The sequence below is a fragment of the Acinetobacter portensis genome, assembly GCF_009372215.1.
In the GTDB taxonomy this organism is placed as follows: Bacteria; Pseudomonadota; Gammaproteobacteria; order Pseudomonadales; family Moraxellaceae; genus Acinetobacter; species Acinetobacter portensis.
In genome coordinates this window covers 21,752-36,015 of the sequence record NZ_LWRV01000031.1, presented here as the reverse complement: position 1 = coordinate 36,015, position 14,264 = coordinate 21,752, and the positions used below count along the sequence as shown (strand labels likewise).

12 protein-coding genes are annotated in these 14,264 nt (G+C 36.0%); 4 read left to right on the top strand and 8 right to left on the bottom strand.

Going from position 1 to position 14,264, the window contains the following annotated elements; genetic code table 11:
* Window positions 1-811 precede the first annotated feature (811 nt).
* The gene (tyrS, locus tag A6M14_RS01500; RefSeq protein WP_152873066.1) at window positions 812-2,026 is read right to left on the bottom strand and encodes a tyrosine--tRNA ligase; all 1,215 of its coding nucleotides are present in this window, start codon (window positions 2,024-2,026) and stop codon (window positions 812-814) included.
* 81 nt (window positions 2,027-2,107) lie between these two features.
* Between tyrS and A6M14_RS01495 the strand changes: the two genes are divergently transcribed.
* Together A6M14_RS01495 and A6M14_RS01490 are read left to right on the top strand one after the other, a co-directional pair.
* On the top strand, window positions 2,108-3,235 hold the full coding sequence (locus A6M14_RS01495; protein WP_152873064.1) for an anhydro-N-acetylmuramic acid kinase: 1,128 nt from the start codon (window positions 2,108-2,110) through the stop codon (window positions 3,233-3,235).
* 97 nt (window positions 3,236-3,332) lie between these two features.
* Window positions 3,333-4,049, top strand: coding sequence for a methyltransferase domain-containing protein (locus A6M14_RS01490; RefSeq protein ID WP_152873062.1), 717 nt, complete (start codon window positions 3,333-3,335; stop codon window positions 4,047-4,049).
* Between the two features lie 33 nt (window positions 4,050-4,082).
* Here A6M14_RS01490 and A6M14_RS01485 read toward each other — a convergent pair whose 3' ends face one another.
* Together A6M14_RS01485 and A6M14_RS01480 are read right to left on the bottom strand one after the other, a co-directional pair.
* Window positions 4,083-4,385, bottom strand: coding sequence for a monooxygenase (locus tag A6M14_RS01485; RefSeq protein WP_152873060.1), 303 nt, complete (start codon window positions 4,383-4,385; stop codon window positions 4,083-4,085).
* 1 nt (window position 4,386) lies between these two features.
* Window positions 4,387-5,139: a DsbA family protein gene (locus A6M14_RS01480; protein ID WP_152873058.1), complete on the bottom strand. Its 753-nt coding sequence runs from the start codon at window positions 5,137-5,139 to the stop codon at window positions 4,387-4,389.
* A gap of 117 nt (window positions 5,140-5,256) precedes the next feature.
* Between A6M14_RS01480 and A6M14_RS01475 the strand changes: the two genes are divergently transcribed.
* On the top strand, window positions 5,257-6,171 hold the full coding sequence (locus A6M14_RS01475) for a LysR family transcriptional regulator (RefSeq protein ID WP_152873056.1): 915 nt from the start codon (window positions 5,257-5,259) through the stop codon (window positions 6,169-6,171).
* 70 nt (window positions 6,172-6,241) lie between these two features.
* On the opposite strand, the gene erpA is transcribed toward A6M14_RS01475, so the two are convergent.
* The gene (erpA, locus tag A6M14_RS01470) at window positions 6,242-6,577 is read right to left on the bottom strand and encodes an iron-sulfur cluster insertion protein ErpA (protein WP_152873054.1); all 336 of its coding nucleotides are present in this window, start codon (window positions 6,575-6,577) and stop codon (window positions 6,242-6,244) included.
* Between the two features lie 310 nt (window positions 6,578-6,887).
* Between erpA and A6M14_RS01465 the strand changes: the two genes are divergently transcribed.
* Window positions 6,888-8,825: an ATP-binding cassette domain-containing protein gene (locus A6M14_RS01465; RefSeq protein ID WP_152873052.1), complete on the top strand. Its 1,938-nt coding sequence runs from the start codon at window positions 6,888-6,890 to the stop codon at window positions 8,823-8,825.
* A 68-nt stretch (window positions 8,826-8,893) separates the two neighbouring features.
* Here A6M14_RS01465 and A6M14_RS01460 read toward each other — a convergent pair whose 3' ends face one another.
* From A6M14_RS01460 to dnaN, 4 genes are all read right to left on the bottom strand, one after another.
* The gene (locus A6M14_RS01460; protein WP_163121879.1) at window positions 8,894-9,259 is read right to left on the bottom strand and encodes a hypothetical protein; all 366 of its coding nucleotides are present in this window, start codon (window positions 9,257-9,259) and stop codon (window positions 8,894-8,896) included.
* Between the two features lie 162 nt (window positions 9,260-9,421).
* Complete coding sequence (gene gyrB / locus A6M14_RS01455) at window positions 9,422-11,890, bottom strand: DNA topoisomerase (ATP-hydrolyzing) subunit B (RefSeq protein ID WP_152873048.1); 2,469 nt, start codon at window positions 11,888-11,890, stop codon at window positions 9,422-9,424.
* Window positions 11,891-11,933: 43 nt separating this feature from the next.
* Complete coding sequence (gene recF / locus A6M14_RS01450) at window positions 11,934-13,016, bottom strand: DNA replication/repair protein RecF (RefSeq protein WP_152873047.1); 1,083 nt, start codon at window positions 13,014-13,016, stop codon at window positions 11,934-11,936.
* A 27-nt stretch (window positions 13,017-13,043) separates the two neighbouring features.
* A complete protein-coding gene (dnaN, locus tag A6M14_RS01445) occupies window positions 13,044-14,192 on the bottom strand; it encodes a DNA polymerase III subunit beta (RefSeq protein ID WP_188110834.1) in 1,149 nt (382 codons plus the stop codon).
* Between the last annotated feature and the right edge of the window lie 72 nt (window positions 14,193-14,264).

Sequence of the window (14,264 nt, the reverse complement as noted above, 5' to 3'; positions counted from 1 at the left end):
CGTCTATCTCGTCGGTATGGGTGCATTCTAGATGATTTCAGAATCATTGCAACCCCTATTTAGCAATATTTTTCACGTATGTATTATTTTTCGGCAAAAAGTAGCATTTTTTTGTTTTTCCAGCTATTTTTTATACGTTTCAGGGTCAAAAACCGATTTTATTGTGAAATTTATTTTCATCTTCTACTTAATTCCCTACATTCTTTTCCTGTATATCCACCTTAATTTTGAAATTTCTCATCATTTTCTACATCTTTCCTAAAGATCAAGCTCAAAACATCGATCTTTCTTTATAGTGAGAATGCTTATTTGCATGTTTTTATAAGTTTATTTCTATATGGAGGTCATTATTGATGACATTGTAGCCAAATTGCATTTTTGTCATGCAGAATGAGGCGTAATAGCTAGAATTAAGATGGCTTTTATGCAGAGAACATTAGATATATAAGTAGAATCTTAAATTTTGGATAAAAAAAAGAAAGAGATCTCTCCCAAAATCTCTCCCTATAGTTGAATCGGTTTAGGATTCATTCTGTTGTTGTAGTTATCGACTAAAGTTATCTCTTTTAGGGAAGAGAAAACTTAATAAAGCTTTTTATATTTACCCTCTAGATGTTTCATATATACGAATTTCTAGACTTCTAGAGCTTAAACATCCCTTTCATTAAAATCAACACCTTTAGGTAAATTTAAGTGTCTTTTTTATAAGGTTTTTTTGAAGTTACTTATTCAATATATAGATATAAATAAAAATAAAGCAGACACTTAGTCTGCTTTATATTCAATAGCTTAAATAGCAACACAAAAATATTTAGTCTGTGAATGTCACTTTAGCGATCGCTTTTTTACTTGCTTGGATAATTAAAGTTACATTTTCTTTTACAGAGAATGTTGTATCAACGGTTTGCCAATCGACTTTTACAGCGCCACGACCTAAAGCATCTTTTGCTTGTGCTGCATTTTTCGTTAAACCTGCTTCACGTAAAATTGACGTGATGAACATCTCACCACCAAATTCACCACGTGAAATAGTCACTTCTGGCGTACCTTCTGGTAATTCACCCTCTGTAATTAAGTTACCTGCACCTTTATGTGCATTTGCAGCAGCTTCCGCACCGTGGAAACGCTCTACTAATTCAAGAGCAAGTATCTTCTTCACTTCTTGTGGATTACGACCTTCAGCGACTTCTTTTAATAACTGTTGAATTTCTTCAATTGTTTTGAAACTTAAAAGATCAAAATAACGTTCAATTAAAGCATCTGGCATTGAAAGTACTTTTTGGTACATCGCACCTGGCGCATCAAATACACCAATATAGTTACCTAAAGATTTAGACATTTTATTTACGCCATCTAAACCTTCAAGAATTGGCACAGTAATACATACTTGCGCTTCTTGATCATAACGACCTTGTAACGTACGCCCCATGAGTAAGTTAAAGGTTTGGTCTGTACCACCAAGCTCAACATCGGCTTCTAATGCAACAGAGTCATAACCTTGTACAAGTGGATACAAGAACTCGTGAATCGCGATTGGCTGATGATTGTTATAACGCTTTGTAAAGTCATCACGTTCTAACATACGCGCAACAGTTTGTTGTGATGCTAGTTGAATTAAATCTGCTGCAGATTTTTCTGCAAACCATTCAGAGTTAAAAACAACTTTTGTTTTATTTGGATCAAGAATTTTAAAAACTTGTTCTTGATAAGTTTTGGCATTTTCTAAAACTTGTTCACGTGACAATGGCGGACGCGTAGCGCTTTTCCCAGTCGGGTCGCCAATCATCGCAGTATAGTCACCAATTAAGAACAATACTTCATGACCCAAATCTTGAAATACTTTTAACTTATTAATAAGTACAGTATGACCTAAGTGAAGGTCTGGAGCTGTAGGATCAAAACCCGCCTTAACTTTTAAAGGACGGTTCTCTTTAAGTTTCTTTAACAGATCCTCTTCAGAGATAATTTCATGAGTGCCTCGTTGGATGAGGGCAAGTTGTTCTTCAGCTGGCAGGAAATTTGACATCACAAAACCCAAATACGTCAGTTATTCAATTTGTGCGATATACTAACATTTTTTCAGCACATTGCAGGCTTAAGAATCATCATGACAGCGATCTATATTGGGGTAATGACTGGCACAAGCATGGATGGTGTCGATATTGTTGCTGCTTCTTTTGATCCTTTACAGCTTCATGCCACACTAACTTTGCCATTTGACCCAGATTTACGTGATGAACTGATGGCACTAACGCTGCCCGATGACAACGAAATTGACCGTATGGGAAAAGCAGATGTAGCACTTGCAAACATGATTGGTGCTGGAATTAACACACTTATTCAAGAAAATAATTTAGATAGAACAAAAATCAAAGCAATTGGTTCGCATGGACAAACCATTCGCCACAGACCAGAACATGGTTTTACCTTGCAAATTGGCGATCCGAACATCATTACAGAAATCACAAAAATTCCTGTCATTTCAGATTTTCGACGTCGTGATATGGCAGCAGGCGGTCAAGGCGCACCTTTAGTTCCTGCATTTCACCAAGATATTTTCCAACATGACAGCATCCATCGCGTAATTTTAAATTTGGGTGGAATTGCCAATGTCAGCATGTTACCTGCGGGCAAACCTGAAGATGTATTTGGGTTCGATACTGGGCCTGCAAATATTTTAATGGATGCATGGTGCCATCGTTATACAGGTCAACCATACGATGAAAATGGCAATTGGGCAGCTTATGGCACGGCTATTCGTAGCTTATTAGACCGTTTACAGGCACATGAATTTTTCTCTAAAGAACCGCCAAAAAGTACAGGTCGTGAAGACTTTAATTTGGAATGGTTAGATGAACAAATTTTAGATTGGCGCAGTGATTTAGAATATAACGAATTAGAAGATACGCCTGAAAATATTCAAGCAACACTCATGAAACTTACCACTCGTGCAATTAAAAAGGCCATTTACCGTTCAGATATGGAAACAGGTGAAGTTTATGTCTGTGGTGGTGGCGCCTACAATTCACATTTACTTGAGCAACTTCGTTGGCGCTTGCGTAAACATGAATGGACTGTTCAAAGTACAGCCGATTTAGGTTTAAACCCAACTTGGGTTGAGGCAACTGCTTTTGCTTGGTTAGCAATGCGTTTTATGAACCAACTAAGCGGTAATTTACCAAGCGTAACAGGAGCTCAGGGTTACAGAGTATTAGGAACTATAACGTCCTTATAATATTAAATGTCTTAAAATAAAATTGAGATATGTAAAATAGATTATTTTATATATCTCATGTATATTTGCGACAAAATAAAACTTTATATTAATTAAAATGAAAAAATTTGTAAGTGAATACAATATTATTCAAAGCATCATCACCAACCAAATTTCAAGAGGTAACTCTCTATCACCCAAAGGTCTTGTTACTCATATTTTTGACGATAACTCTCAGGCTATTCAAGTTCTAGATATTGGCTTTGGTGATGGAAATTTAGGTCAATTAATCAAAGATAATCCTTTAATAAAACATTGGTCTGTTGATGGAATTGATGGTTTTGAGCCAAATTGTAATAATACAGACCTATTTAATAAAAGAATTTATCGCAACGTCTGGCATGGACTTGCACAGAATATTCCATCTGAGCAATTTAAAAAATATGATCTTATTTGCTTATTAGACGTTATTGAACATTTAGATATTGAAACAGCTAAATGGCTCTTACGAACACTATTATCTTCTATGAGAGACGATGCTTTTCTATTTATTAGCACACCATTATGGTTTTTCCCTCAAGACACAATACAAGATGATGACTTAGAAGAACACTTGATAGCTGTTCCTGCAACATCAATGATGGCTTTAATTCCCAAAATGTATTCGATTAACGAACCACTCATCGGAGGATTTGTTCTTGGCAAAATTAGCCTAGACTATATTGATTTTTTTCAACCGATAGCCAATAAAAATTTTAACTATCAAATGGGTTTAAATATTGCAAATCTTATTAACTGCCAATATAAACCCGGCGAATATATCAAAAGTTGGTAATTCATTTTAATGATGAAAATATCCTTTTGCTTGTTAAACAGGTGCTCGGTTTAAATGGGATAGGTTTTGATTCACATGAAATATTTTATATCGAATCTGATGTATCCCATTTTCATTTAACCGCTTTTCATGTCGCTCAATATAACGTTGAGCATCCACAGGATTCGTAAACAAATAAACCCCTCCTGCTTCATTTAAACTTTGATTTTCCGTCCAAATTTTCCAAATCAGACCTTTTTCTAATGCAATAGATTCTGCCAAAGGTTGCATAAATTGTTCCATATCGGAGCCCCAAGGCCCCTGATATGGAAAATCAACTTGTAAAATATATGCCATATTATTGTCCTAATTTATTCTGCTCAACTTGAGTAATTGCAGTTTCTATTGCTTTATTAATTGTTTCTATTTGCATGTAGCCACTGCCAATTGGCGTTACCTGATTACCAATTCGTAATGCAAAACTTGGAAAGCCCTTAATATTCCAGCTTCGGTTTAGTTGAAACTCTTCATACGTTTTATCTTTCATTTCTTCAGATTCAAATTTTTGTGAAAATTGAGCAAAATCGACATCATGTTCTTCACAAATAGATTGATAAAAATTTAATGAAGTTGGATCCTCTCCACCCACATAAAATTTATACTGAATTGCAGAGAAAAATTCTAATAATTTCCGATCATTATCATCTTCACCTAACCATAAATCACAAGCAACATACACAGCACGACAAGAAGGTTCTGTATCGTAATTAAATTCTTCACGATCTAAAATTTTAAAACTGAATGGCTGTTTGGTTGCTTGTTGAATATTGTTCCATTCTTTACGTAAAAAGCGTTTTATTGAATCATTCCATTCATCGCCCCCACCTGGACGTAAACCACCAACAATGACAGAAAATTGAATTCCTTTATCTAATGCCAATTCACGAGCATCTTTTACAATACTTGATGAACCCCAGCACCATGAACACATTGGATCTCCAATATAAATTAAAGACATATCGTGTTTATATTCTCTTTCTTGCATTGATTTTTTAGGTGCTAAATCGCTTACGCTACAAGTACCAGTTTCAACATCACAGCTTAAAGTCATGGTGACTCTCCTTATATCATTCTATCTTTTGATCGGTACAAATGACCGTTTGACATAAGTTAGCTGTTCTATAATGATGTGCATAGACAATAAAAATGAAAGGTCTTGTTCGAAAATATGAACAGCTTACCCTACTCCATAGATGATCTATATTGGTTTGTTTTAATTGCAGAAGCAGGAAGCCTATCTGCTGCTGCAAGACGATATGATATTGCTAAATCGACTTTATCGAATCGGTTATCGCGCCTTGAAAGTATTTTGGAAATTAAACTCCTCAACCGAAATACCAATGCATCTTCACTAACCGATGCAGGAAAGCTCTTTTTAAAAGAAATTTCCCCTATCTTTCAGCAAATAGAAACAGTTACTCACGATTTAACAAATTTGGAGATGCAACCCAAAGGTGGTATTCGAATCGCAGCATCGGGAACATTTGGGAAATTAGTTGTTTTACCACTTATTGCTAAATTTCTTCGCGAGTATCCACAAATTGAAATTGATATCGACTTAAATGATAAAAAGGTCGATTTAATTGCTGAAGGTTTCGATTTTGCCATTCGTATTGGTCATTTAACGGACTCTAATTTATATGCGCAACATGTGGGATCTGTTCGACGCATTTTATGCACGAGCCCTCATTATGCAGAAATTTATGGTATTCCTAACGAACCTGAAGAATTACAAACGCATCGATTAATTTCACATAATCGAACTGTGACTAAAATAAAATTACTTCAAGAACAACAAGTTAAAATCATTCAAACACATAGTCGTTTAACTGTAACGCCATCTGAACATGCATTGGCTGCAGTTCAAGCCGATTTAGGCATTGCTGCGGTCGCTGAAATTCAAGTTGCTACTTTATTAGCACAAAAGCAATTAATACACGTTTTACCCGACTGGCATCTATCTCAAGAAGATGTTTTTATTGTTACGCCAAGTCGTCAATATAGAACATTGGCTTTAAGATTATGCTTAGATTTTCTAAAACAGGAAATTCCAAAACAAATCAATTATTTAAAAATGAGTTAATCTATTTTTTAACTTCAAAAAAAGCCCTCAAAATTGAGGGCTTTTTGCATTTTATATATTCGTTTTTGTATTAAATCGAGAAAGAAGAACCACAACCACATGTTGTTGTTGCATTTGGGTTTTGTACCACAAAACGTGAACCTTCTAAACCTTCAATATAATCGACAACTGAACCAACCAAATATTGATAGCTCAATGAGTCTACAAGCATTTTCACATCGCCATTTAAAAATTCAGCATCATCTTCATTTTGGCTTTCTGCAAAATTAAAACCATAAGAGAAACCAGAACAACCTCCACCCGTTACATAAACACGTAGCATTAAGTCTTGGTTACCTTCACTGTCACGCAATTGGCGTACTTTATTTGCAGCGTTATCGGATAGCTCAAGTGCTTGGGCATTCATGTGGGATTCCTCAATACAATTCAAACGTCTTTAAATAAAAGACTACAAGTTAAGTATAACATACACAATATATGGTCAGTTATCTGCGATTCAATGTTAATTCAGAGTATTTTTCTCAGAATTTTTTATTTTAAGTTTTTACATCATGATTTCGCGCACATTCAAATATTAGATCTCTCCTTATTTATATTTTAGATCATCCATAAGTACATGAATTAATAAAATTTATAAAATTATTCATTGTTCTTTTTGTTTTATGCCCCGCTTCCTTTAGAATAAGCCATCTTTTCGCTTATGTTCAATCTAATCCATGATTCAGTTAGACCAACTTTCTATACGTCGTAGTGGACGTGTTTTATTTCAAAAAGCATCTATGCAACTACATCCCGGTTGGAAAATTGGCTTAACAGGTGTAAATGGTGCCGGTAAGTCGACATTGTTTTCTGCACTACTGGGTGGCATGGAATCTGACGGTGGCTCTTTAACACGTCCAGCGGTTTGGACCGTTGCTCATATGGCGCAAGAAATTAAAGCCTTAGATATGAAAGCAATTGATTTTGTATTATCTGGCGATGAAGAATATTGGAGTATTCAAGAAAAATTAGATCATCCTGAAAGCTTAAATGATAATGAGCTTGCAGATTTATATGGTCGTTTTGATGAAATTAATGGTTATTCTGCACCATCAAAAGCATCTCAATTAATGGCAGGTTTAGGTTTTTTTGAACATCAATCTCAACTTGATGTTTCAAGCTTTTCTGGTGGTTGGCGTATGCGTTTGAACCTTGCTCGTACTCTTATGAGCCGTTCAGACTTATTATTACTCGATGAACCAACAAACCATTTAGATTTAGACGCAATTTTATGGCTTGAAGATTGGCTGAAAGCGTATGAAGGTACGTTAATTCTAATTTCACATGACCGCGATTTCTTAGATGCGATTACCGATCATATTTTACATATTGAAAATCAAGAACTTATTCTTTACACAGGGAACTATTCAACATTTGAACGTACCCGTAGTGAACGTTTAGCACAACAACAACAAGCTTATGAAAAGCAGCTTGAAACACGTGCGCATTTACAAAAATATATCGACCGCTTTAAAGCTCAAGCAACCAAAGCAAAGCAAGCGCAAAGTCGTATTAAACAACTTGAACGTATGCAAGAGTTGTCTGCAGCTCATGTCGATACACCATTTACTTTCTCATTCCGTGAACCAACAAAAATGAGTTCACCACTGTTACAGTTAGAACATGCCGATATTGGTTATGGCGACAAACTAATTGTAACCAATGTTAATTTACAAATCACACCAACAAGTCGTATTGGCTTATTAGGGATGAATGGTGCGGGTAAATCTACTTTAATTAAATCTTTAGTGGGCGATTTAAAACTCATTCAAGGTGAGCGCAAAGATTCAGAACTTTTAAATATTGGTTATTTTGCTCAGCATCAAATGGATGCTTTAGATGGCAATGCGAGCCCAATGTTACAGCTTGCACGTATCGCAGATCGTAAAATTAGTGAAGCATCTTTACGTTCATTCTTAGGTAGCTTTGGCTTTAGTGGCGAACGTATGGATACGCCAAGTGAAAGTTTCTCTGGTGGTGAGCGCGCACGTTTAGCATTGGCTTTAATTGTATGGCAACGTCCAAATGTCTTAATTCTAGATGAACCAACAAACCATTTAGATTTAGATATGCGTCATGCATTAACAATGGCTCTTCAAGACTATGAAGGTGCCGTTGTTTTGGTTTCGCATGAACGTCAATTGGTGGCAAGTGTTTGTGATGAACTTATTTTAGTTCATGGCGGTCAAAGTCGTGAGTTTGAAGGTGACTTAGTTGCTTACGCAGATTGGTTACGCCAAGCTCGTATCGATATGATGAAAAATGGTCAAAAGCCTGCGGCACCTGTTAAATCTCAAGTAGAAGTTAAACCTACACTTTCAAAACTCGATAAAGAAGGTCAACGTAAAGAAGCGGCACGTCGTCGTGAATTAGGTCGCCCTATTCGTAAAAATATCGAAAAGAATGAAGCTATCATTGCAAAAACGCAACCTCGTTTAGCTGAAATTGAAGTTCTACTTGGTGATACAGGCTTATATGAAGCAGGTCGTAAAAATGACTTACTTAAACTCATGAATGAACAAACTGAGTTAAAAGCAAAACTTGAAACTGCTGAAGAACTTATTTTGGAATTAATGATGGAATTAGAAGAACTTGAAAGTTCTTTTGAAGACTAAATTTTAGTAAAACTAAAAAACCGCAAAATAAACTCAATTACTTTGCGGTTTTTTATTATCTTTAATAGTTACTGTGTAAGTTGATGCTTCTTTTTTAAAAATCTTAATTCTATAATTTTCCAACTACTCACATAAATCCACAGTTCTTGAATCATACTTCGATCTTGCTCAAAACCAATCAAAACAATACATTCATTTTGTTTATCATTATATTCAAATTCTTCGAACTCAATATCTGGATTCCGCGGCTTCCACACACCATTTTGAACTGCATGCGCAATTCTGTCATATCTCATATAATTGCTTTCGATACGACCCTCTTGCTCATAAATAACTTTAAAGTTTTCATCTTCATATTGAGCAAGAACTTCATAGTTTCCTGTAAAAAAAGCATTGGTCCAAGCATCACGACTTTGTTCTAATAAATAATCCACGCTAATATCCCTCCTGTTATTCAGGATTTCTTTTCATCCATCATCATTATGTTGATTAAATAAGTCAATTTTATAAAAGTACATTTTATATTTATTTTGTATTCTGTTTATTAGACATAAAAAAAGCATCCCTAAGGATGCTGTTTTTTATAAGAATATCAATTAAGCATCGATATCTGCATTTAATGCATTTTCTTCAATGAATGCACGACGTGGTTCCACATCATCACCCATTAAGCAAGAGAACATACGGTCTGCTTCAATCGCATCCTGAATAGTAACTTGTAGCATGTTACGGTTTTCAGGATCCATCGTCGTTTCCCAAAGCTGTTCAGCATTCATCTCGCCCAGACCTTTATAGCGCTGAATCATCATACCGCGACGCGAGTCTTGAATAATGTTTTGCCAAACCTGATGGAAGTTTGCGACTGGAATTTTACGCTCACCTTTTTGTAAATACGCACCATCTTCAAGCAGTGTAAACCAGCTCTTCGAATTTTTTAATAAACGAGCATATTCACCAGAACCCAACAAACCAGCATCTAGTAAATAAGAATGCGGCAAGTTATGAACGTAAATCGTAATACGAGGTAAATAAGTCGTAAATTTAGTACCGTCAGCATTTTCTTTCTCAAATGCTTCAAGTGTTAATTCTGGACGTAAGCTTGGTTGAGTTGCTTCGATATGTTGACGAAGTTGCTCACCCCATTGGTGTACATAAGCATCATCTTGAGTTTGGTCAAGCTTAAATGCATCAATTGCCAACAGACCATCAAGCAAACTTGCAGGATAACGTAAAGTTAAACGATGTAAGCTCTTTTGAGATGTTTGATAATCGGCAATCACATTGGCTAAAGCTGTGCCTCGAATTGCAGGTGCTTCACCACTAACATGTAATTCAAGCTCATCAATTGCATTTGAAATTAAGTAAGTTTCAAGCGCATCATTATCTTTAAGATATTGCTCTTGTTTACCTTTTTTCAATTTATACAACGGTGGTTGCGCAATATAAATATAACCACGTTCCACAAGTTCAGGCATTTGACGGAAGAAGAAAGTCAATAGTAGCGTACGAATGTGCGAACCATCGACGTCGGCATCGGTCATGATAATGATTTTGTGATAACGCAATTTGTCAGGATTGTATTCTTCACGACCAATACCACAACCCAATGCGGTAATGAGCGTACCCACTTCTTGCGATGAAATCATCTTATCGAAACGTGCACGTTCAACGTTTAGAATTTTACCTTTCAATGGCAAAATTGCTTGCATCTTACGGTTACGACCTTGCTTAGCAGAGCCGCCCGCAGAGTCACCTTCGACTAAGTACAGTTCAGATAATGCTGGATCTTTCTCTTGGCAATCTGCCAATTTACCCGGAAGACCTGCAATATCTAATGCACTTTTACGACGTGTCATTTCACGTGCTTTACGCGCAGCATCACGTGCACGTGCAGCATCAATAATTTTCCCTGCAATTGCTTTTGCAGCTTGCGGGTTCTCTAAAAGATATTCAGAGAACGATTTATTCATTGCTTGTTCAACAGCAGTTTTCACTTCGCTTGAAACTAATTTTTCTTTAGTTTGCGAAGAGAATTTTGGATCTGGTACTTTAACTGAAACAATTGCAGTTAAACCTTCACGAGCATCATCACCAGAAACAACCACTTTTTCTTTTTTCAGGATGTTTTCGCTATCCATGTAGTTGTTTAAACCACGAGTTAGCGCTGCACGGAAACCAGCTAAATGGGTACCACCATCTTTTTGTGGAATATTGTTTGTAAAACAACGTACATTTTCTTGATACGTATCATTCCACTGCAATGCAACTTCAACACCAATGCCGTTGTCTGCTTCCACAGTAAAATGAAAAATTTCATTTAGATGTGTTTTGCCTTGGTTAATGTATTTAACAAACTCAGACAATCCACCTTCATAATCAAAAATATGTTCAAGATTGACACGCTCATCACGAATAACAATGCGAACACCCGCGTTTAAGAACGAAAGTTCACGTAAACGACGCGATAAAATATCGACATTAAAAATAGTTTGGCTAAATGTTTCAGCACTTGGATAAAAACGTACAGTTGTACCAGAAGTATCTGTTGTACCTGTTTCACGTAATTTATAAACAGGGTCGCCATGACGATATTCTTGTTCGTAGGTTTTACCCGCACGACGAATATTTAAAAGTAGTTTTTCAGATAAAGCATTTACAACTGAAACACCTACACCATGTAAACCGCCAGAAACTTTATAGCTATTATCGTCAAATTTACCACCAGCATGCAGAATCGTTAAAATAACTTCTGCTGCTGAAACCCCTTCTTCAGGGTGAATATCGGTAGGAATACCACGACCATTATCAGAAACAGAAACAGATTCATCTTCATGAATCGTCACTAAAATCTCATCACAGTGACCTGCTAAAGCTTCATCGATAGAGTTATCTACAACCTCAAACACCATATGGTGTAAGCCTGTACCATCATCAGTATCACCAATGTACATCCCTGGACGCTTACGTACTGCGTCTAGGCCACGTAATACCTTGATGCTAGAGGAGTCATAAGCCTTTTCAGTGGTTTGTTCTGTTTGAGAAGCAGCTTGATCTTCTGAACTCATGGTTTCTCCCTAGTGAAAAATAGGTTTATCTAAACTTGGAAAATTAATGCACAACAACTTGAACTGTACCGTTTTCAACATTGAATAACTGATATGAGATAGACAAATCATGTAAGTGCTTTTGTACTGATTCATGGTCTAGTGTGGTAATAAAAACTTGACTACCAAGTTGGCTCAATCGCTCAATTAAACGTTGTTGTGCGGTTAAATCTAATTCTGCTGTCAGATCATCTAATAATACCACAGTTTCCTTATTGCAATCATGTAGCATTGCAATCTGCGATAGCTTCAGCGCCATAACAAGTAATTTCTTTTGTCCACGTGAAAGAACAGTATCTGCATCGCCTGTTGGCGTCTTTAAACGTAAATCTGCTTTATGTGGACCAAACTCAGTATAGCCTCGTTCAATATCTTTGTAATGATGATTTGTCAGATCGTTCAGCAAACCTGTTTCTGCACGAAAACCCGCATTGTATTCAAGTTGAATATCTAAATGCGGTAATAATTGTTTTAAATCTTGCTCAAAATATTGCTTCCATTTTTCTACAACGCCTACTCGCTGATTATGCAGAATTTCCCCATATTCACTAAGCATTACATTCCATGGTTCTAAATCTGAAAGCGTTAAACGTCTATTCGCTTTTAATAAACTATTGCGTTGTTTTAAAGCTCTCGAATAATATTGCCACGCATGATAAAACTCAGGTTCCACGTGGAACATCATCCAATCTAAAAGTTGACGTCTTGGTTTTGCACCATAATCTATAATGTCTGAACTTTGTGGATCTATATGTTGTAAAGGTAATATTTTTGCAAGCTGACCTTGAGTTGCAACATTATCACCATTCACTTTTATAATTTGTTCACCACTCATCATTTTTTGCATCCCTATTTTTTCAGTGAGAGATTGGGCAAAAACAAGTGCATCTTGCGTATTATTTTGAATATAGTTTTTTGGAATATGTGTTCTAAATGAACGCCCTGTTGCCAATAAATGTATGGCTTCTAAAATTGATGTCTTACCTGAACCATTTTGTCCATAAAAGACATTAAACGGCTGCAACTCGAAGAGTGCAACCGCTTTTAAGTTTCGAACACGTTCTATGTTTAAACGCGTAATATGCATAATTGATTCTTAAAAAAATTCTGCAAATTAAACACGCATTGGCATCACAACATAGGTTTGATCTTGTTGTGAAGGATCTTGTACCAATACAGATTGATTTGCTTCTGTCATGGTAATAGAAACATCATCACCATCTAGAACACTTAATACTTCAATTAAATATTGCGCATTAAATGACATTTCTAAAGAAGCATCTGCATACTGAATGGCTAAGTCTTCAATGGCTTCATCTTGCTCTGGGTTATTCGCACGGAGTTGTAAAGAATCTGCATTAAAGTTTAAGAATACACCACGCAATTTTTCATTACTTAAAATCGCCACACGTTGCAAAGACTGTTTAAATACATCATGAGCAATCATAACAATTTTGTCGCCACCACGTGGAATTACACGACGATAATCAGGGAATTTACCATCAATAAGCTTAGTCGTGAAACGAACAGTAATATCACCCTGCTCTTTATCTCGGTTTGCGATAGTAATGGTCACATTTAATAATTCACGACCAATAAGTAAAGATAATTGCTCATCTTCAATACTTAGTAATCGTTGCAGTTCACCTACAGCTTTACGAGGAACAATCGCCTGAACAGGTTGAGTCACTGTTGAAGATGCTGCTGTTTCACATAATGCCAAACGGTGACCATCTGTTGTCACAGCACGAAGTTGTGTTTGATCAATTTCTAATAACGTACCCGTTAAATAAAAACGTACATCTTGTACTGCCATTGCAAATGCAGTTTTTTCAAATAGACGCTTTAATTCACGCTGAGTTACAGATACTTGTGTACCTTGTGCATTTTCAGTCGCTAAAAGTGGATAATCTTCTGCAGGTAATGTACCCAATACAAAACGACTATTTCCCGACTTAAGAATACAACGTTGATCTTCTGTAATTTGAAGATCGATGATTGCAGCAGTAGGTAAAGATTTACAAATATCGACTAACTTACGTGCAGGAACAGTCGTTTCACCCACTTGCAAACAAGCACCATCAAGCAAAGGTGTACTTGCAACAAGCTCAACTTCTAAATCTGAGCCTGTAATTGTTAAAGATTCATTAGTTACTTGAACTTTCACATTAGAAAGAATGTTTAAAGTATGGCGACGTTCTACAGCTCCAACAACATGTGATAGAACATTCAATAAACTTTCTTTGGCGATTTTCAAGCGCACGATACATTCCTCTAACAACTGAAGATTAATAATAAATAAATTTTTTAGTATTCTACTATGCGGTAGAAAATA